Origin of the sequence: Pseudomonas sp. CP4 (genome assembly GCF_047758505.1) — a bacterium.
GTDB classification, from domain to species: Bacteria; Pseudomonadota; Gammaproteobacteria; order Pseudomonadales; family Pseudomonadaceae; genus Aquipseudomonas; species Aquipseudomonas fluorescens_AO.
On record NZ_CP180489.1, the window covers coordinates 3,316,500 to 3,336,301 of the forward strand.

At 53.6% G+C, this 19,802-nt stretch carries 15 protein-coding genes; 14 read left to right on the forward strand and 1 reads right to left on the reverse strand.

Features of this window, described 5'->3' with window-relative positions; translation table 11 throughout:
- Positions 1 to 23 precede the first annotated feature (23 nt).
- From ACMYUN_RS14765 to ACMYUN_RS14825, 13 genes are all read left to right on the forward strand, one after another.
- Complete coding sequence (locus ACMYUN_RS14765; protein WP_016772407.1) at positions 24 to 449, forward strand: F0F1 ATP synthase subunit epsilon; 426 nt, start codon at positions 24 to 26, stop codon at positions 447 to 449.
- Between the two features lie 118 nt (positions 450 to 567).
- The gene (glmU, locus tag ACMYUN_RS14770) at positions 568 to 1,935 is read left to right on the forward strand and encodes a bifunctional UDP-N-acetylglucosamine diphosphorylase/glucosamine-1-phosphate N-acetyltransferase GlmU (RefSeq protein WP_415760986.1); all 1,368 of its coding nucleotides are present in this window, start codon (positions 568 to 570) and stop codon (positions 1,933 to 1,935) included.
- 209 nt (positions 1,936 to 2,144) lie between these two features.
- Entirely contained in the window at positions 2,145 to 2,921 is a 777-nt protein-coding gene (locus ACMYUN_RS14775; RefSeq protein WP_415760987.1) for a DeoR/GlpR family DNA-binding transcription regulator, read from the forward strand.
- A 2-nt stretch (positions 2,922 to 2,923) separates the two neighbouring features.
- Complete coding sequence (gene glmS, locus ACMYUN_RS14780) at positions 2,924 to 4,756, forward strand: glutamine--fructose-6-phosphate transaminase (isomerizing) (protein ID WP_415760988.1); 1,833 nt, start codon at positions 2,924 to 2,926, stop codon at positions 4,754 to 4,756.
- Between the two features lie 281 nt (positions 4,757 to 5,037).
- Positions 5,038 to 5,892: a TnsA endonuclease N-terminal domain-containing protein gene (locus tag ACMYUN_RS14785; protein ID WP_415760989.1), complete on the forward strand. Its 855-nt coding sequence runs from the start codon at positions 5,038 to 5,040 to the stop codon at positions 5,890 to 5,892.
- A complete protein-coding gene (locus ACMYUN_RS14790; RefSeq protein ID WP_415760990.1) occupies positions 5,889 to 8,057 on the forward strand; it encodes a Mu transposase C-terminal domain-containing protein in 2,169 nt (722 codons plus the stop codon). The genes ACMYUN_RS14785 and ACMYUN_RS14790 overlap by 4 nt, the downstream gene beginning before the upstream one ends.
- On the forward strand, positions 8,054 to 9,505 hold the full coding sequence (locus ACMYUN_RS14795; protein WP_415760991.1) for an ATP-binding protein: 1,452 nt from the start codon (positions 8,054 to 8,056) through the stop codon (positions 9,503 to 9,505). The genes ACMYUN_RS14790 and ACMYUN_RS14795 overlap by 4 nt, the downstream gene beginning before the upstream one ends.
- A 15-nt stretch (positions 9,506 to 9,520) precedes the next feature.
- Entirely contained in the window at positions 9,521 to 11,188 is a 1,668-nt protein-coding gene (locus ACMYUN_RS14800; RefSeq protein WP_415760992.1) for a TnsD family Tn7-like transposition protein, read from the forward strand.
- Between the two features lie 396 nt (positions 11,189 to 11,584).
- A complete protein-coding gene (locus ACMYUN_RS14805) occupies positions 11,585 to 13,216 on the forward strand; it encodes a TniQ family protein (RefSeq protein WP_415760993.1) in 1,632 nt (543 codons plus the stop codon).
- Positions 13,217 to 13,632: 416 nt separating this feature from the next.
- Complete coding sequence (locus ACMYUN_RS14810) at positions 13,633 to 14,799, forward strand: SAVED domain-containing protein (RefSeq protein ID WP_415760994.1); 1,167 nt, start codon at positions 13,633 to 13,635, stop codon at positions 14,797 to 14,799.
- The gene (locus ACMYUN_RS14815) at positions 14,800 to 16,050 is read left to right on the forward strand and encodes a nucleotidyltransferase (RefSeq protein WP_415760995.1); all 1,251 of its coding nucleotides are present in this window, start codon (positions 14,800 to 14,802) and stop codon (positions 16,048 to 16,050) included. It abuts the gene before it with no gap.
- Between the two features lie 292 nt (positions 16,051 to 16,342).
- Positions 16,343 to 17,818: a HesA/MoeB/ThiF family protein gene (locus tag ACMYUN_RS14820; RefSeq protein WP_415763976.1), complete on the forward strand. Its 1,476-nt coding sequence runs from the start codon at positions 16,343 to 16,345 to the stop codon at positions 17,816 to 17,818.
- Positions 17,815 to 18,297: a Mov34/MPN/PAD-1 family protein gene (locus tag ACMYUN_RS14825; RefSeq protein ID WP_415760996.1), complete on the forward strand. Its 483-nt coding sequence runs from the start codon at positions 17,815 to 17,817 to the stop codon at positions 18,295 to 18,297. Before ACMYUN_RS14820 ends, ACMYUN_RS14825 begins: the two co-directional genes overlap by 4 nt.
- Here the strand turns inward: ACMYUN_RS14825 and ACMYUN_RS14830 are convergent.
- A complete protein-coding gene (locus tag ACMYUN_RS14830; RefSeq protein ID WP_415760997.1) occupies positions 18,290 to 18,874 on the reverse strand; it encodes a 3'-5' exoribonuclease domain-containing protein in 585 nt (194 codons plus the stop codon). The two genes, ACMYUN_RS14825 and ACMYUN_RS14830, sit on opposite strands and share 8 nt — an antisense overlap.
- Positions 18,875 to 19,193: 319 nt before the next feature.
- On the opposite strand from ACMYUN_RS14830, the gene ACMYUN_RS14835 reads away from it, so the two are divergent.
- Positions 19,194 to 19,727: an antitoxin Xre/MbcA/ParS toxin-binding domain-containing protein gene (locus ACMYUN_RS14835; RefSeq protein ID WP_415760998.1), complete on the forward strand. Its 534-nt coding sequence runs from the start codon at positions 19,194 to 19,196 to the stop codon at positions 19,725 to 19,727.
- Positions 19,728 to 19,802: the final 75 nt, after the last annotated feature.

A 19,802-nucleotide genomic window follows, 5' to 3' on the forward strand; every position in this document is an offset into this window, starting at 1 on the left:
GCTAATTTAGGTTGAGGCATCAGATGGCTATGACAGTCCATTGCGATATTGTCAGCGCGGAAGGGGAAATCTTTTCCGGCCTGGTCGAGATGGTGATTGCGCACGGTGCACTGGGTGATCTTGGTATCGCTCTGGGTCACGCGCCGCTGATCACTAATCTCAAGCCGGGTCCGATCCGCCTGATCAAGCAAGGCGGGGAAGCCGAGGTGTTCTACATCTCCGGTGGTTTCCTCGAGGTTCAGCCGAACATGGTCAAGGTACTTGCCGATACCGTGCAACGTGCCGCCGATCTGGATGAAGCTCAGGCTCAGGCAGCTCTCAAGGCTGCCGAGAATGCCCTGAACGAAAAAGGCGCGGACTTCGATTACGGCGCCGCTGCCACTCGTCTGGCCGAGGCTGCAGCCCAGCTGCGCACCGTCCAGCAGATCCGCAAGAAGTTTGGCGGTTAATCCGTCAGCCGCTTGTTGTGCGATTGATAAAAAAGGGTAGCCTCGGCTACCCTTTTTTCTTTTCCGAATTCCCACAAACCGGTCGCAGTCGCTGACCACCCAGGATTGGTAGCCAGTCATGTCTCTCGAAATCGTTATCCTCGCGGCCGGTCAAGGCACTCGCATGCGCTCGGCGCTGCCCAAGGTGCTGCACCCGATTGCCGGCAACTCCATGCTCGGTCATGTTATCCACAGCGCCCGACAACTTGATCCACAACGCATCCACGTGGTGATCGGGCACGGTGCCGATGCGGTGCGGGAGCGTCTGGCAGCTGATGACCTGAATTTCGTGTTGCAGGACAAGCAACTGGGCACCGGCCATGCCACCGCTCAAGCGGTGCCGTTCATCGAAGCGGGCACCGTGCTAATCCTCTACGGCGATGTGCCGCTGATTGAAGTGGAAACCCTGCGACGTCTGCTCAAGCATGTCGTGCCGGGGCAGATGGGTTTGCTCACTGTTGAGCTGGATGACCCGACCGGTTACGGCCGCATCGTGCGTGATGCTGACGGCAAGGTCGCGGCAATCGTCGAGCACAAAGATGCCAGCGAAGCGCAACGTGCGATCACCGAAGGCAACACCGGCATCCTCGCTGTGCCGGCCGATCGCCTGGCTGACTGGATGAGTCGCCTCTCGAACAACAACGCGCAGGGCGAGTACTACCTCACCGACGTGATCGAAATGGCGGTCCGCGATGGTTTGGTCGTGGCTACCGAACAACCGCACGACCCGATGGAAGTACAGGGCGCCAATGATCGCAAGCAGCTCTCTGAACTGGAACGTCATTACCAGTTGCGCGCCGGCCGTCGCCTGATGGCTCAAGGCGTCACCCTGCGCGACCCGGCGCGTTTCGATGTGCGTGGCGAAGTCAGCGTAGGCCGCGATGTACTGATCGATATCAACGTGATCCTTGAAGGCAAGGTGATCATTGAAGACGACGTACAGATCGGCCCGAACTGCGTGATCAAGGACAGTACCCTGCGCAAAGGCGTGATCATCAAGGCCAACAGTCATATCGAAGGTGCCATTCTCGGTGAAGGCAGCGACGCCGGTCCCTTCGCGCGTTTGCGCCCGGGCACTGTGCTCGAAGCGCGCGCCCATGTGGGTAACTTCGTTGAGCTCAAAAATGCGCACATGGGCGAGGGTGCCAAGGCTGGGCACTTGACCTACCTGGGCGATGCCGAAATCGGCGCGCGCACCAACATCGGCGCTGGCACCATCACCTGCAACTACGATGGCGCCAACAAGTGGAAAACTGTTTTGGGCGCGGATGTGTTCATCGGTTCCAACAACTCGTTGGTTGCCCCTGTGGATATCTCCAACGGTGCGACGACTGCGGCCGGCTCGACCATCACGCAAAATGTGGATAACGCTCAGTTGGCGGTAGGCCGAGCCCGTCAGAAGAACATCGACGGCTGGAAGCGCCCGGAAAAAATCAAAAAATCCTGATTTATCCACAATCCCCCTGTGGGAGCGTGCCTGCTCGCGAAGGCGTCGTTTCAGCCAACCTCAATGTTGAATGAACAACCGCTTTCGCGAGCAAGCCCGCTCCCACACTCATTTCAATCTTTCTGAATTTTTCTCCCCGCGTCTTGACGGCAACCTTTCGATAGCGTTTCATTGCTTGCGTTATCTTTCGAAACGAAACTTAGGTCGCCATGTCCAAGCGCAACACTCCCCAGCGTCGTCATAACATCCTCGCCTTGCTCAATGAGCAGCGCGAAGTCAGTGTCGATGAGCTGGCCAAGCGTTTCGAAACTTCCGAAGTTACGATTCGCAAGGATCTCGCGGCGCTGGAAACCCATGGTCTGTTGCTGCGTCGTTACGGCGGTGCGATCACCATGCCGCAAGAACTGGTCGCAGAAGCGGCGCAGAGTATTTCCAAGTACAAGCAGGCGATCGCCCGCGCGGCGGTAAAACGCATCCGCGAACACGCGCGCATCATCATCGACAGCGGCAGCACCACTGCGGCGATGATTCCCGAACTGGGCCAGCAACCGGGCCTGGTGGTGATGACCAACTCGCTGCATGTCGCCAATGCCTTGAGCGAACTGGAACACGAGCCGGTATTGCTGATGACCGGCGGCACTTGGGATCCACACTCAGAATCCTTTCAGGGCCAGGTCGCCGAGCAGGTACTACGCTCCTACGACTTCGATCAACTGTTCATCGGCGCCGACGGCATCGATCTGGTTCGCGGCACTACCACATTCAATGAACTGCTCGGCCTCAGCCGGGTGATGGCCGACGTTGCGCGAGAAGTCATCGTCATGGTCGAGGCCGATAAGATCGGCCGCAAGATTCCCAACCTGGAGCTGCCCTGGAGCAGCATCCATACCCTCATTACCGATGATCGCCTGACCGTCGAGGCACGCGATCAGCTTCAGGCCCGCGGGATCACGTTGATCCGTGCGGCTGTCAGTCAGGAGAAATAACCATGTGTGGCATTGTCGGTGCAGTAGCTGAACGTAATATCACCGCCATCCTTCTTGAAGGCCTGAAGCGCCTCGAATACCGCGGCTATGACAGCGCCGGTGTGGCGGTCTATACCAACGACCAGACCCTGGAACGCATGCGTCGTCCGGGCAAGGTCAGCGAACTGGAAACCGCACTGGCCGAACAGCCGCTGGCCGGCCGCCTCGGTATCGCCCACACCCGTTGGGCGACCCATGGCGCGCCGTGCGAGCGCAATGCTCACCCGCATTTTTCCGGCGACATTGCCGTTGTGCACAACGGCATCATCGAGAACCATGAAGCCCTGCGTGAGCAACTCAAAGCGTTGGGTTATGCGTTCAGCTCGGACACCGACACCGAAGTCATCGCCCACCTGCTGACCCATAAGCTCAAGGAACAACCAGACCTGACGGCCGCGCTCAAAGCGACCGTCAAAGAGCTGCACGGGGCTTACGGTCTGGCGGTGATCAATGCCCGACAACCGGATCGTCTGGTCGCCGCGCGCAGTGGCAGCCCTCTGGTGATTGGCCAGGGTCTGGGCGAAAACTTCCTCGCTTCCGACCAACTCGCTCTGCGTCAGGTCACTGACCGTTTCATGTACCTGGAAGAAGGCGATATCGCTGAAATCCGTCGCGACAACGTGCAGATCTGGGACATAAACGGCAATGCCGTCGAGCGCCAGACCGTGCAATACACCGACGGTGCCGAAGCCGCCGACAAGGGCGAGTTCCGCCACTACATGCTCAAGGAAATCCACGAGCAGCCGGCCGTGGTCCAGCGCACTCTCGAAGGTCGTCTGGGCAATAATCAGGTGCTGGTTGAGGCCTTCGGTCCGCAAGCCGCCGAGCTGTTCGCCAAAGTGCGCAATGTGCAGATCGTCGCCTGCGGCACCAGTTTTCACGCCGGCATGGTCGCGCGCTACTGGCTCGAGGAACTGGCCGGCATCCCGTGCCAGGTCGAAGTCGCCAGCGAATTCCGTTATCGCAAAGTGGTGGTGCAGCCGGACACGCTGTTCGTGACCATTTCTCAGTCTGGCGAAACCGCTGACACCCTCGCGGCGCTGCGCAATGCCAAGGAGCTGGGCTTCCTCGCCAGCCTGGCGATCTGCAACGTCGGCATCAGCTCGCTGGTGCGTGAATCCGACCTGACCCTGTTGACCCAGGCCGGTCGCGAAATCGGCGTGGCCTCGACCAAAGCCTTCACTACGCAACTGGTCGGCCTGTTGCTGCTGACTTTGTCGCTGGGTCAGGTGCGCGGCACTCTGGCCAACGGCGTCGAAGCCACACTCGTCGAAGAACTGCGTCGCCTGCCGACCCGTCTAGGCGAAGCGCTGGCGATGGACAGCACCGTGGAAAAAATCGCCGAGCTGTTCGCCGAGAAAAACCACACTCTGTTTCTCGGCCGTGGCGCGCAATTCCCGGTGGCAATGGAAGGTGCCTTGAAGCTCAAGGAAATCTCCTACATCCACGCCGAGGCCTACCCGGCCGGCGAGCTCAAACACGGCCCGCTGGCACTTGTGGATAACGACATGCCGGTGGTCACCGTCGCGCCGAACAACGAACTGTTGGAGAAGCTCAAGTCCAATTTGCAGGAAGTCCGCGCCCGTGGCGGTGAGCTGATTGTGTTTGCCGACGTTAAGGCGGCGATGACCAATGGCGAAGGCACTCACGTGGTGCAGATGCCGCACATCCACGACATTCTCTCGCCGATCCTTTATACGATTCCGCTGCAACTGCTGTCCTACTACGTGGCCGTGCTCAAGGGCACCGACGTTGACCAGCCGCGCAACCTGGCGAAATCGGTCACTGTGGAATAAGTTATCCACCGTTGATCTACGCTCCTGGTTTTGAACAATATAGGTTGACACGAATCAATATAGTTTGACACGCGGAAACATAGATTGACACAACGCTGAAACCCCCGTATCTACGGGGGTTTCTTCTTTCCAGGCTTTCCTTTGGTCTGGATTCATCGCTTCAGTTTTCAGCGGGTGTAGTCTAGAAATGCTCGAAATATGGTCGCTACGGTGGTCATGTTCTTCTACGACTTTTTCTCGGCAAGAGGTGAAGCGGTCCACATCGACTGAGGAGGCGTGGGTTGCGAGGTCGTAAGTTTGCATCACAGCAGGACATTGAACGGCACATTGCAAATGGATTTGGCGGAGGCGCCGGGGCTAGCTACGTGCCTTGGCTGCGGGTACAGGACGTTCCTTCGATCGGTCGTTCGCACAAGATCCCAGGCGTCAAGATCGACAGGATTCACCACTTGCTGTCAGATCTCGAGCGTTCTTACTTCCTTGTGTGTGAATTTTCGGAAGACGTCGTGGATATTCGTGAGCAATACCCATTGCTCCCCTCAGAGCGTGCGCAAGCAATAGCAACGTCTTTAGATGTACGCTTTCCCCGGTACCCTAGAACAACCCTGCCTTATGTGATGACGACCGACTTTCTACTAACTGTTAAGGACCTGAACGGAGATTTCAAGTCTGTAGCTAGAACTGTGAAGTATCGTTCTGATTTAGAAGGTAAAGGAAGCAAACGCACGCTTGAAAAACTTGAGATTGAAAAGCGCTTTTGGCAGAGCCAAGGTGTCGATTGGAGAGTCGTCACAGATGAGTTTTTCACACGAGATCTGATTAAAAATCTTGGGCTAATCAGAAAATACTCAAAACTCCATCGTAATTTAATGAAAGTATCGCTGCATTCGAATTTTATCGATTGCCTAGCAAACAGCCGGGAATATCCGTGGACTTTGGCCACCTGTTTAAGAAAAATTGCGTCCCTTCTGTCTATTTCCTATATCGACGCCCAAGCAATATTCTTCCATCTGGTTTGGAATAAGGTGCTGAAAATCGACTTGGTTAGCTCTCCGCTACATCTTACTGGGCTAGTTCCTGACTTCGAAGTTATCCAGAACTCTGTCGATATATCGTTGAAGGAGAAAATGTCATGAGTTTTTTCGTAAATGACGTTTTTGAGCCTGTTGCCGATTCGTCAGTTATTGGTACGATCGTTAGGCTCATTTACCTTGAGGAAACTTATGACCTGGCTGTTGTGATTGACCTAGCTGATCCTCCCAGGCAGCCATACGCTATTAGTCTTGAAGAGCTGCATCGATCGGTATCGAGTGGTCATACGAAACCAGTGACCATCGCCACACCGGAGTTCATGCTTGTGCTTGAGGATCAGTTGGACGAGGCAGCCAAGCTGGGCCGAGACGAGAAATGGGCCATCATTGCCCCTCTGCTAGATCCTGACTACCCAGGGCGAATATTCACACGGGGGGAATTGGGCCGGTTGGTTAGCACGAGAGCATCAGAATTGGGGATTCAGCGGAAAAAGATTTATCGGCTTCTTTACCGTTATTGGATCTATGGTCAAATCCGAAACTCATTGCTTAATAATTACTCAGCTGTAGGTGTTGCCGATAGAAAATATGATCCGAGTAAGCCTCCAGGGCGAAAACCTAAATTTCAAGGCGTTCTTACACCGTCTTCCAAGATGCTTAGCGCTGTTGATAAAAAGTGTATTCGTGTTGGGTATGCGCTTTATGTGAAAGATAAGAAATCCTCTATTTCGAGCGCTTATGACGAAATGTTGAGAAGATTCTACTCGGTTCGAGACATCTCGAAAAACAGCGAAGAACAGCTTCATTTGCTTCCGAGTTCAGAAATACCCAGCTTGAGGCAGTTTAGATATTGGGGCCAAATCTTTTTCGACGAAATAGAAACTCAGCGTGGCCGTAAGGGTTTGAGGAGGTGGCTCAAAGACTGTCGCCCGCTTTCAGGTACTGTTCGCGATTGGCTGCGCGGACCATGTCACCAGTTCGAAATCGACGCAACTATTGCCGATATTTATTTGGTCAACAGCTACTCTAGACGGATGCTCATAGGCCGGCCCGTGGTTTACATCGTCGTAGATAGTTTTTCGGGAATGATTGTTGGTCTCTATGTAGGATTGGAAGGCCCTAGTTGGAATGGGGCGAGGCAGGCTCTATTCAACGCGTTTACTTCAAAGGTGGCGTTTTGCGCGCAGAACGGCGTTGAAATCAACGCAGATGACTGGGATTGTCACCATTTGCCCCACCAGATTTATGCCGACAGGGGCGAGATGCTGTCACTGGCAGCAGAAGGGCTTTCGTCAGGCCTGGGAATTGAGATGGGCACTGCCCCGCCATATCGGCCAGATTGGAAGCCTATGGTAGAGAGTCGGTTTGGCATTTTGAATGATCTGACGGGCATTAGATGGCTACCTGGCGGGGTAGCTGCGCGTGATAAGGAGCGAGGTGAGCGAGACTACCGGCTTGATGCCACGCTCAACCTTAAAGAGTTCACACAAATCCTCATCAACTGCGTGCTCCACTATAACCGGCATCATCGACAGCCTGACCGGCTGACGCAGGCAATGATGAATGACGGCGTTGAACCTACGCCCAACGGAATATGGAGTTGGGCTTGCAAGAACGATCTGGTCGAATCTAACAAACGCCCCGAGGAGATGGTTTACCTCCACCTCCTGCCCCGAGAGCGCGCGACCGTTCAAAAGGGTGGAGTAATGTTTCGCGGAATGCACTACGTGTGTGATATGGCCGTTGAGAAAAATTGGTTTGCCAAAGCTCGCAAAGGGGGAGTCTGGTCAATAGAGTGTTGGTTCGATCCGAACTCTGCTGCGCACATTTGGATTCAGGGTGATGCCAAGCAGTTTATCCGTTGTGATCTTCGACAATCGGATGCCAGTTACGCGAACTACCGCTCGGACGAAATTTTTGACTTGCTCGAAGCCTATCGCCAGAAACCAACAGCTCACCGACGAGCTGAGCTGGAAAGCCGTGTGCAGCTTAGCGATCAAGTCCATCAGATCATCACCAATGCACTCTCTGAAAGAGAGCTGGAGCCTGCTCCGCCCACCAAGGCCGAGGCCACAGGAAACATCCGTGAAAACCGCGCCGAAGAACGTCTCCGTGAGCGTGAAAATGCGGTTGTTCCAGAAGGCGTCAGGGCTGAGCCAGCTTCACGACAATCTGAATCGACACCGACAGCGCGTGACTCATATGCCGGCGAGCGCACCGCGCAGATTATCGATTTGCTCAAAAGAATTCGGCCAGGACAGGCACAATGAAAGGTGCACAGACGTTTGCCAATTACGTCAAACAGGATATTCGTGAGTATGCCGGAAATCCGCTAATTGAAGCTTTGCCTCCAATACTCTCGGAGGCGACGGCTATAGAGCTGATCTCGAATTTTCCTCAGCCGGTGGATCCGAAAGAGCTGAGCCTCGAAGGAGCCACTCGAATTCACTGTATCGACCGTTTGAGAACAGTGGTACAGCCATTTCTGTTGCACTTGGAACTGGAGGCTCTGTTCTCGCTGCTCATCCGTCGAGGGTATGTCGGGCGTAACCCGATGTCTCCCGCTACCGTCCGGCATTTGCATTCTTTATCCGGTGCTCAGCGTTACCACGATGCGTTCAAATCCACCGCAGAGACATTTACCGTCGTCGGCCTGAGTGGCATCGGGAAGTCGACGGCACTTCACGCCGTTTTGAGCCTTTATCCACAGACAATCCGTCATGAGCGCTATGAGGGGAGGCAGTTTGTTCATACCCAAATCACTTGGCTGAAGCTTGACTGCCCTCGGGATGGATCACTGGCTGGGTTTTGCCAGCAGTTTTTTTATGCGGTTGGGGATGCTCTAGGGGACAAGGACTACCACAAGCGCTACAGGCACCGAAACATCAATGATGCGCTGCAACAGATGGAGCAGGTGGCGAGTACATTTTTCATCGGCGCCTTGTTGATCGACGAGCTGCAAAACCTCCACCTGGCGAAAACTGGTGGTAAGGAGAGCATGCTGAATTTTTTTCTGCACTTGGTTAACAACATCGGTATTCCGGTCGTTTTCAGTGGCACGAACTCGATGATTAGCCTGTTCTCAGAAGTGATGCGTACGGCCCGCCGAGTCTGTGGAGCCGGTACGCTCGAATTCAAACGCTTCGAGAAGGATGATGAGGAGTGGCGGTTGCTGGTCGAAAATCTTTGGAGCTATCAGTGGTGCAAGCAGACCGCTGAGCTGACCGAAGAAATTTTGGACACACTCTATGAGCACACCCAAGGCGTCACAGATTTCTTGGTCAAGCTGCTGGTATTGAGTCAGCGATACGCGGTTCAGAGTGGCTCGGAGTGTTTGACTGCCGAGACTTTGGTGAAGGTCAGCAACTCAAAAATGCAGATTCTCAAGCCAGCCCTTTCGGCTCTGCGTAGCCGAGATCCGAAGCGCATGCGGCAGTTCGACGATTTGCTGCCGATTGAGGAGCAACTGAACGAAATGATGGTTTTTGACGGGTTGGCACGAGCGGACCGCCTTTCCTTACTTCGAAGCCTTGTTTCCCCTGAAAAGCCGGCAGATGCCTCTCCTACCAACGAGCGCCAACCGCCGGTTGCTGTTGCAGTGGAAAGCTCAGAGGCTAAAGCTTTAAGTGAACACGACACTCCTCTCGATGCACTGCGATCTGCGGGCTGGCTCAACGAGGATCTATTTGAGTTCTCTCCGATGTATCAAAAAGAGTGAGTCAGGGGTGATGAAATGCACCTTAAACTCCATTTCTTCCCCACAGCGTTTCCAGACGAGACGCTGCACAGCCTGATTTCTCGCTATGCCCGTCTCTGCGGTGTTCGTAGTATCCGAGCCGCGTTCTCCGGCCTGAAATCGGCGGCGGCATTTTCGCAGAATGTCGCCTTCCCAAGTCATCTTAGGGATTTTGTCGAAGTGCTACCCAGCGGTACCGAGCTATCAGTAGCCGAGATTCTTATGCGCCACACGTTATTATCCTACTACGCGCCATTTTTGAGTATGCGCCAGGTAGAACATGCTCGTGCGTTGATGACCGTTGATGGCAAAGGCCTGATGTTGAAGCTGGGTGTCAACGCGAGCCGTATTGAATTCGCCTCTAGAGTGCGGTTATGCGAAGAGTGTATTGCCCAAGATCAGGTAGAACGGGGGGTCGCATATTGGCATAGGGTTCACATGCTTCCGGGCGTGCTGGTCTGTCCGCATCACGGCACTTCACTCAGAATCCTTGATCATCGCTGGTCCAGCCGCAACTCTCGACAACTCACACTGCCGAGTGACGAGCATGTCCAAGCACACACAATACCTCTTGATATCCCGTCGGTGTGCAAGCCGCCGCTCCACGATATAGCGTTGCGCTCGCTTCAGGTCCTTGAATCTGAAGTCAGCGCGTTGTCGGCAGATACGGTGCGATACACGTTTATGCAAAAGGCAACACAGCTTAATCTTGCCTCTGGAAACCACCGTTTATATCTGCAAATGCTGGCACAGCACATGGCCAATTTTTTTGCAGCACTGCCTCGAGATTGGGAATTTGCTGTACTCGGGGACGTCGGCGGGGATACACCCGCCACATGGGTCACGAAGCTGCTTCGTAAGCCAATCACCTCTCATCATCCGCTCAAATACATTCTATTGGCCGGTGCACTGGACGTTGACATGGCGAGGTTGCTGCATGAACAACGCCCGCTGGAGCGGGAAGTGGCGTCTGGTCCGAAAACACACATGCGGCTACCCAAGCGCGATCTACCGGAGATGTCGAGTGAAGGACTGGACTGTTCATTGGCCGCAGTATGGGAACATGCCCTTGAGGGAGCTGATGCCAAAAAGATTGCTGCCGTTTTAGGCGTCTCATTGGCGTACGTCTATCGCAGCATCCGCAGCGTACCTGGCGGTCAAGATGCTTGGAGGAAGGCTCGATTTCAAATTGAGCTATGTGCAAGACGCAGGGTCTTCGAGGCCGATTACCGTTTGCAAAAAGCACATGCGTGCAAGGGGTACGCTTGGTTATATCGACATGACAAGAAGTGGCTGTCGAGATCAACTGCAAACCCAAGTATTCATCGCGCGCCCCGAATCAATAGCTCAGAGATGTTCGCTGCTCTCGATGACAGACTAGCCGGGGAAGTACGGGAGTGTGCTGATGTACTCTATGGTTTTAAAGGTAAGCCGGTCCGCGTATCACGTACCAGAATTGGGCGAGAACTTCATGTTCTGTCTCGCTTCGAAAAGCAGCTCAGCAAGCTTCCTCTCTGTGCAGCAGCGCTCGACAGGGTATGTGAATCAGTTCAAAGCTTTCACGAACGGCGTTTACGGTGGGCTAGGCGCAAATTGCTCTCGGAGGGCAAGCCCGTGACGCGTTCTTCGCTCTACAGGCTCGCGAGCATACGGCTTACGGTGTAATCCAGCCTGTAATAAATCACCATTTGACACCCCGCACTCAACTCTTTGTGCCAAGGTCATCCCACAAAAACCTGTTTACTTCTCAAAAATAGCTGGGAGTACGCTACGCAGGTTGCGATATGAGAAGTATGTTTCATCTATCGTGCTGAATAATCCTAAATGTGTGTTCCTCTTGCGCAGAACTTGCGGGAGCTGGATTAATGATACGTGTTTTGGACTCAAGGAATACTGCTACGATTGGGGCAAGGTAACCATCACAATTCGGAGCAGTGTGGCACCCTATGGAGTGGTCATTTTTTGAGGGGCCTAACCCCGGTACAGAATTTAATGTGTAATCTATATACTCCATCTCGGATCCGCGTTTTTCTTTAACCCCAATTTGTTAATCGGTAAATGATGTCTGATCTACTATTTTTCCCTGTGTCGATGCCGGATGAAATGCTGCACTCTCGCGTCACCCGCTATCACTACCTGTCAGGCAATAGAACAGCGGCGGAAACCTACCGTGATTTATTCGCATCTAAACCATTTAGCATCGGTGGCATCGTACCTCAGCAGATTGAGAGGCTTGCCGACAGGCTACCAGGGCAGCTGGAAAGCAATCTCGCAGAACTGATCAGTAACAACACGACGTTTCCTGCGTACAGACCTTTTCTAGGTGTGAGGCAAGGACCGGAGGACCATTCTGGATCGCGCGGTTTTGATGGAGTGGTACGAATTCCTCGCCGCGAAGAGTCCATCCATGGGAAAGCTAAGCTTTGCCCTACCTGCGTTCAGGAGGATTTGATCGATTGCGGTTCTGCCTACTGGCATCGATCACACCATATGCCCGGTGTTTCAGTCTGTTGGCGCCACGGGGACTGGCTGATCCATGCTTGCCCCAAGTGCTCCCACCCTTTCTATCGAAAATTGAAGCTGCTTCCAAATCTGACTGAGCCATGCGCATGCGGGTGGAATCCGCTCAACGCTAAGACTACGCATAAGGGCTCGGATCTGGAGAAGAAGGTCGCGCTGTTCGCGCACGATATCTTGCAACGAAAGATCCCGCCCATAGGTAGCGCGGTATTGAGTTCTTGCTATGTGCGGCAATGTAAGAAACGTGGATTTGTATTTGGAAACAATGCGGGCATTGCGAAACTTTTTGATAGTATTCAAAGTGCTTATGGCGATGAGTATTTAGCGCAAATTGATCCGGCCTACAATAATGGAAAGCATGAGCAATGGATTAGGCTGAAGTCAGACAAGGGTCAGCTTAATATGCCACTAGCGCGACATTTGATTATCGCGCTTCATTTATTTTCCAGTGCTGATGATTTCGAGGGAGCGTTGAAGAAGGAGTCTATCCTGCTAAGTGCTTCGAGTTCGCCACGACCTTCTAAAAATGAAGATGCGCATTCCGGTAAAATGATTAAGTACCGTCAAAAAATCGAGATGCTTTTGGCGCTGCGCTCCGAGGCTGATGTGGAATACCTCTGGAAAAAAGCCTATAAACCAACTCATTGGCTAATGGAAAATGATAATGCATGGCTGATCGCAAAACTTCGCATGCCTAAGAAGGTTGCCGTTAAGGTTGAGAAGACTATCGACTCAAGAGACGCTGGTTATGCAGCCCTTATTGAAGCGGGCGTGGATGAGTTATATAGCGTTGCGAAAGATCCTAAAAGGGTGAACATTAGAAGTTTGCAGACGCTGCTCCCAAACTCGTTACCTCACGGCCTAGAACTGCGTAAGCAGAGGTTCCCTCTTACTTATCACCAGATCAAGCGTCACCAAGAGTCAGTGTGGTATTTCCGATTAAGGACATTGGTGTGGAGCATCTCTGAAATCATAAGAATGAAGCTGCCGGTGAACTATTCAACTGTAAGATTGACCTCGGCGGTAGCAAGCAAAGTTTTCTTGGTTTTTTCCAGCTTCTTCGAGTGGGATCTGGAAAGCTTGGCGAGAACAGGCGTGGATGCAGAGGCCTTGCTTAAGTCTACCGGCGTATCGAGAGACTGGGAGGGACCGCCGATTGCGATTAGCTTCTGAGGGCATCTGCGCTCCATCCGCCCCGAAAACGTCATCAGGGGCTGGAGCGATAGCTTTAAGAACCGATTATGGCGCATCGGGTTCTTTAGCTGGTTCTCGGGGGGGGGCGCCCGGAGATTGACGTCGTTTGGTTTTTGAGCGAGATATGTATCGAAATTAGCGAGTTTATGTCTTCTGCATAAACTCGCTAATTTCGATAAATACGCTTCTGGTCAGCGCCATAACCCATCAGCATTTGCCAGAAATCGAAAGCTACCATCACTCCGTTTCGATGAGTCAAAAAAAGCGTCTTGGTCAAGCTGACTCGGCATTAATCACCCTAAGATCTCTCTTGAAATCGCGGCAAATGACCTTAATATGATCTTATCTTGCCATCATCGTTTTCAATCATGGATGTTTCTCGGGGGTAGGTCGAAATGGCAGAACCAGAAGACGCTAAGCCCGCGAGTGGGCGCTTTAACACGAATGATGAGACGAAGCGGATCGTATGGACACAGACCGCTGGTCATTGCGAACTGTGCGGCACAGATCTAACGTTCGACTATCGTGCCGGCAAGCCAATGAAATGGGGCGAAGTGGCGCATATCCTACCCGCCAGTCCCAAGGGGCCTCGGGGACGCGCGGATCATGATGCTGAGGCGCACACGAACGATACTGCTAACCTGATGCTCCTGTGCCCAGGCTGTCATGACAAAATTGATCGTGACGCAGACGGTTATCCTGAAAATGATTTGAGTGGTTTACACCAAGCATACCTAGAGCGCATCCGAATCGCCGCAACGACCCCTGATGGTGGCAGAGCGATTCCTCTCATTGTCCAGAGTCAGCATTTCCAGACAATCAACGATATTCCCGTTCGCGATCTGTTGACTGCGATGTCTGCGGAGGGATTAACCGCCTTCGATCAAGGCATCAAAATTGCCTTCCCTGCGCCCGGACCGCGCGGCAGGGACGCTGCCTATTGGCAGAACGTCAAAGACAGCATCCAGTATGAGCTGGAGCAGCAACTCAAGCGTCGCGGCGGCACCTATGGCGACTCGCCCGCGCTAGCAGTAGTAGGCTTGGCCGATATCCCAGCTTTGATGATGTTGGGCCAGAGTATCGGCGATCGTTCCAAACGCTTAATCTTCTCTTTTCACCGCGAGCATCTTTTGCGCTGGCCCGATCAGTCTGCTGAGCCGCCCAGTTTTCTGTTTACGCCTCCACCCAACGGCGATGGTCCACTGGCGTTGGTGCTCTCCATTTCTGCGCAAGTTCCAGTTCGCGACGCGACCGACGCTCTACCCGGTGCACGTATTGCAGAGCTGTCGATTCCTGAACCAAGCTACGCGATGGTACAGAACCGTCGGGTGATTCATGCCTTTCGCGACGCACTCCAAATACGACTGAGCCAGCTTGAGGTTCTGACTCCTGATCCTATCCACGTCTTCGCCGCCATTCCTGCGGCACTGGCTATCGAGTTTGGCGCGTTGCTCACAACGCAGCATCAACATACGTACCTGATCTTCGATCGGGACAAGGAAAACCAAGATCGGTTTACGCAAACACTGCAATTGGGCTCGGTGGCCCAGGAGGCTATGTAAATGCTTTTGAGCAACGAACAGACCAAGCGCAGCAGTTGGGAATATTTTCTGCTTCGCGCCGCGCGGGAAATCTCGCTGTCGGAAGCGCAGTACGAACAAATCAACGACCGCTACTCCCAACTGGAAAAAATCCTCTCGGCTTCTGACAATCCCTTGCTCGCTGAGGCCCATATCTTCGTTCAGGGCTCAATGCGGCTGAAAACCACCATCAAGCCAATTCCCGGCGCGCCTGCGGATCTGGACACCATTGATGCGGACGCGATTATCTGGCTCCCTCACGCTCAAGGCGCTGGTGCGAAGGAAGTTCTAGAGGCGATTGAACAGCGTTTTAGAGAAGGCTCCCGCGTTCAGGAAGAAGTTAAGCAACTACGTCGTGGTATTCGGATCGTTTATGCCGATGAAAATCCAGGTTTTCACATCGATGTCACACCTGCCCGCGCGATCAACGGAAATAGCGAAGCAAATGGCGAGGGAAAGCTGGAGGTTCCGGATCGGGTCACAGGGTGGAAAGCAAGCAGCCCTATTCCTTACTCGAATTGGTTGCAGGTCGCTTCCGCCCAGGAAATCTCCTTGGAAACCTTGGTGATTGCCAAAAGCCAGCGAATGCTTGATGCGGCGACACAAGATCCTTTGCCGCATTATCAGGACTACATCGATCAAGATCCCCTGCGTGCGACCATAAAGCTGCTTAAGCGGCATCGCGATGAATGGGCCATCAAAACAAGGAGCGCTGATACTCGGCCCATATCTGCAGTTATCACTACTCTGGCCACTCACGCCTACCTGGATGTCGTGAAGGAGTCCCAGTCGCAGCCTCTGGCACCCCTCGATGCAATTCTGGAAATCGTTCGCAGAATGCCGCAGCACATCGCGCAAAGAGGTAGCGATTGCTTTGTCTGCAACCCTGCTGATAACGGCGAAAACTTTGCAGAGAAGTGGAATAGACCCGGCGAGGGGCAAGGCTATCGTCAAGCATTTACCAAGTGGCATGCGGATGCCAGTGCATCTGTGTCATTAGGTTTGGAAAGTTTTGAATCCAATGATTCTTTTGCCGAGGCAGTGAAAAAGAACTTCGGTATTACGCCGGCGTTCATCACAGCAGTGAACAATGAAATCCCTGCGAATTGGACGATGCCTGGTCGACCGGATGGCACTACCCGAAACTCTGCTTCGATGGGTTCGCTCTTCGGAGGAGCCAGCGGGGGCGGAACCTCTCAGTCGAGCGTAAAGCCGGTGGGACGCCTTGGCTGATCCTATTAAGACGCCATTGCAGCGCGGAATCGCCGCATTGCGAAATACCCTAGGTCATGATGCAGCCGATTCATTGCTCCAGTCCGCACCCATGCGGGCTGACGAAGCGGCGTGCTTTCATTTCCCCTTGCCCATCGATTACACGGGGCAGGAGCGGCGACTGCGTATTGGTTTCCCCTCCAACTTTCCCCGTGGGCTTTTGCGGCTGAACGTCGAACCCTCTCCATGGCTTGTTTGGCCGCATGCCACTAAGTCGGGACTTTGCCTTCATGGCTTTCAGGAACGCCCAATTATGGGCTCCCCGGAGGTCGTGGTAGAGGACAGCCTTTCCCGCTTGGCCCAGATCGTTTCGTTGTCCAAGATGGGATCGAGTCAGGCAACGCGCGATATCGAATTTCAGAATGAGATCACTACCTACTGGTCTTTTCAGCACGGACAGTCGTACCAGAACCTTTTACTTTTGGATCGACCTCAGGCTGCTTCGAAATTGTTTGCCCTCAGCGATCCGCGCCGGGCGGTGCCATCCGGTCAGGAAACGGTTTGGCTAGCATCGAACGTAGCAGCGCTTAAAGGGCATTACCGTCGGGTTGTCGGGCGCTCCGCTGTCATTCGCGCGGCCGAAACTCCCGGTTTTTACGTCAAGCTTCAGACTTATCCGGATATCCGCATCCCGGATCCAGAAGATTTATTGCTGTGGCTTACGCCACACCTTCAACCAGACGATGCCGAGCAATTGCTGGCATGGTTTGAGCTGCATGGAACGTTGGCGAGTCGATGGATTGTCCTGGAGCTCCCTGGGAGGACCGGTGCTCCAACTTATTGCCTCAATGTGCGCTCGCTTGGCGTACAGCAAGAGCGGGGGGCAAAGTTTGGCTTGCGCACAGCGCGCCGTCGGCCAGCCATCGCAAATGCACATCCTCCGGCACTCGTCCGTGCAACTGCTTTGGACGTGCTTGATCGTGCGTCCATTCTGTCCCGCGATATAAGCGGCACTTCAAAGCACCTTGAAAATGCTCGGGTGGTTTGTGTTGGCGTTGGCTCGTTAGGGAGTGCGGTGGCAATACAATTGGCACGCTCCGGTGTAGGCCACCTCACCCTCATCGATCCTGACACTTTGGTGTCAGCCAATCTGGGTAGGCACGTTCTGGGAGCGGATAGCCTAGGGAGGCTGAAAGCCTCAGCTTTGAGAGACAAGATTCTGTTAGATCTGCCGACTACAGAATGCGCCGCTTATTCGACTTTTGCCGAAGTAGTGATGAGCAGCAAACCAGAAGTGTTCGATAACGCGGATCTGGTGGTGATCACAACAGCAGACTGGCAGTCGGAGGTCACTATATGGCGGGCAAAATCCAGCGGCGTTACTTGGGGACTGTTACAAGCCTGGAGCGAACCGTACACCCAAGTAGGCCATGCGCTATTCGCACCAGCCGGTACCTTTGATGGCCGTAATTTGTTTACAGACATTGGCGATTTCTTGCATAAATTCACGGACTGGCCGAGTGGAGGTGTTGTTCCACTCCCCGCGTGTGGGGAGAGCTTCATTCCAGGCGGATCACTGGGAATGACCAATATCGCTTCAATGGTGTCGCACACGGCTTTACGCGCATTGACCGGCAACATCGACAGTGCGGCTTGGGTCAGCAGTATTTACAGACCTGAAGATGTGCAGAGCTTAGGAGGCCAATACCATGGGCCCAAACTGCCAGAGGGGGCGCAGCAAATTCTACTGGAGCGCGGATGGCCGGAGCATAAGGATGAAACGGTATGACGGATATCGCTTGGCGCTGGAGTTGGCCGGAAGTGAATTCCGAGCTATTGGTGTCGCAAGCCGTTGCGGACGTCTTAAATAGTCATCGGCAGGGCCTTTTTGGCGTGGAGCGAGGGGGGCAGTTATTCGTCAACCCGGTTAATCAGAAAGGGTTGCTTCTGGCCTTGGCTACGTTGCCTCATCGCGCCGATCGGTCAGGCTGGTCTTGGCTAGAGTTGGATGCGGAGCGGTGCCGTCAGGAGATCCAGGCTGCCAACGTACAAGGTTTACGTCTGGTGGGCTATTGGCATACGCATCCCCAGTCTGTTCCGGTGATCTCGCCGGCCGACATAGCAAGTTTCTCCAGATTTGCTGCACGTTACACGCAGGATCTGCCGCATCCAATAGCCGTGATCGTTGGCAAGTCCGAAAAGCCAGAAGGCATCAAGGCATGGTCGTTCAGGAGCGGCAGATATGTTGAGGCAACTTGGCTTAGATGAGCTTCAACTCGGTGCCGTTTGAGGCGGGTAAGCGGTTACCTCTACCCGCCAGCATTAGTGCGAAGAGCTCTGCCTGAAAGCGGGCATCATCCAAGGCGTTATGGTTCGGTTCGCTGAGTGGCTTCAGCGCAGCGGTCATCTTGGATGATTTTGTTTCCTGCCAGCTGCATCCTACAGCTCCCATGAAGTAGGCCTTCATGTCGATAGCGGTAAACCCAAAGGGGTTGGTTTCCAAGTATTTGTGGAAGTAGTAATTGACGAATGACCAGTCAAACGGTGCATTGAGCCCTACGAAAGTGACCTTCTGCCTCGTTTGGCAGGAAGCTTTCAGCCATTGACTAAATGTCAGCATAGCCTCTCGCGGAGCGAGGCCGTCGCGCTCCAGCGCTTCCAGACTCAACCCCGATACTGCCAATGCTTCTGGGTCATGTTTTGGACTGTCAGGTCGTAGTTCGAGATAGATGGATGTGGCAGGTTGATCTACAAGACAAGCTCCAATGGAAAGCATACTGTATTCGCCTGGTATAGGCCCAGAAGTCTCGACGTCGACGGAAACATAAAGCTCATCAGGGTTCATGTCATATCCTTTTTCGTGTAGTTGCGAGATCACGCTCAAGCTTAACCATGTGACGGTGGAAAGGCGGCAAAGCCATTGCCCCGTTTTTTGCTGTTTTAATCGCTGTACGTCGTTTGAGCAGTGGCAGTGCATGCCTACCGGAGGATCCTTTGGTCAGCTCTGCGCCCGAGCTTAATGATGTGTGTCATTCTCTGATTGACGGATGAGGGCCGGACGACCATGAGCGAGGGTTGGACAGACAAGTGCCAGAATACAGAGCACGGTACTGCCGACATCATCATTGACGTACCTCCAGAGTTACTTGACCAAATGGGGTTAGGTGTTGGTGACCATTTTAGAGCTAACGGTAGCGAATGGCACATTAGTGCTGACGCCTATGAACAACGCAACATCAGTGCGGCCCGTGCTTGCTGGAGTCCTGCTTGATGATGCCTATCATGCTTACCGCAAGCGGTTGGAGGAGTATCTCCATATCTCCACCGACGCTTCGGATCAAGGCATTCACGGCATGATAGTAGCTCGCTTTTCGGTCAGCCTGATCACATCGCTGTGTGCTGATGGAACCCTAAGTCCGCAAGAGCGGGACACAATCATTCATCCGGAAACGCTCAAAACAAAACTGGCAGGTAATCAGCTTCTAACATTGGATGAGAGCGATCGCCTGTTCCGGTTCGCACATATTACCGCCATGGCCGAGATCATATTCGGAGATGAAGGGAAGGCCAAGCAATGGCTTTCCAAACCCAAAGCCAGTTTTTTTGGAAAATGTCCATCGGCAATGGTCACTACATCTCACGGCACGCATCTAGTCGAGGAAATGCTGATACAGGTGTCTGAAGGCACGTCCGTTTAATTCAGCTGCAGTCGAACTGAACTAGCAGATGCGAGTACGCGATCAGGGTTCAATGATCTGGTGCCAAAAAAATGT

What these genes read in the sequence shown, in the direction of transcription:
- ACMYUN_RS14805 (WP_415760993.1), top strand. Translation starts at nt 11,585, where the DNA reads ATGTCTGATCTACTATTTTTCCCTGTGTCGATGCCGGATGAAATGCTG.
- ACMYUN_RS14830 (WP_415760997.1), bottom strand. Translation starts at nt 18,874, where the DNA reads ATGAACCCTGATGAGCTTTATGTTTCCGTCGACGTCGAGACTTCTGGG.
- ACMYUN_RS14825 (WP_415760996.1), top strand. Translation starts at nt 17,815, where the DNA reads ATGACGGATATCGCTTGGCGCTGGAGTTGGCCGGAAGTGAATTCCGAG.
- ACMYUN_RS14820 (WP_415763976.1), top strand. Translation starts at nt 16,343, where the DNA reads ATGGGCTCCCCGGAGGTCGTGGTAGAGGACAGCCTTTCCCGCTTGGCC.
- ACMYUN_RS14810 (WP_415760994.1), top strand. Translation starts at nt 13,633, where the DNA reads ATGGCAGAACCAGAAGACGCTAAGCCCGCGAGTGGGCGCTTTAACACG.
- glmS (WP_415760988.1), top strand. Translation starts at nt 2,924, where the DNA reads ATGTGTGGCATTGTCGGTGCAGTAGCTGAACGTAATATCACCGCCATC.
- ACMYUN_RS14790 (WP_415760990.1), top strand. Translation starts at nt 5,889, where the DNA reads ATGAGTTTTTTCGTAAATGACGTTTTTGAGCCTGTTGCCGATTCGTCA.
- ACMYUN_RS14765 (WP_016772407.1), top strand. Translation starts at nt 24, where the DNA reads ATGGCTATGACAGTCCATTGCGATATTGTCAGCGCGGAAGGGGAAATC.
- ACMYUN_RS14800 (WP_415760992.1), top strand. Translation starts at nt 9,521, where the DNA reads ATGCACCTTAAACTCCATTTCTTCCCCACAGCGTTTCCAGACGAGACG.
- ACMYUN_RS14795 (WP_415760991.1), top strand. Translation starts at nt 8,054, where the DNA reads ATGAAAGGTGCACAGACGTTTGCCAATTACGTCAAACAGGATATTCGT.
- ACMYUN_RS14775 (WP_415760987.1), top strand. Translation starts at nt 2,145, where the DNA reads ATGTCCAAGCGCAACACTCCCCAGCGTCGTCATAACATCCTCGCCTTG.
- glmU (WP_415760986.1), top strand. Translation starts at nt 568, where the DNA reads ATGTCTCTCGAAATCGTTATCCTCGCGGCCGGTCAAGGCACTCGCATG.
- ACMYUN_RS14815 (WP_415760995.1), top strand. Translation starts at nt 14,800, where the DNA reads ATGCTTTTGAGCAACGAACAGACCAAGCGCAGCAGTTGGGAATATTTT.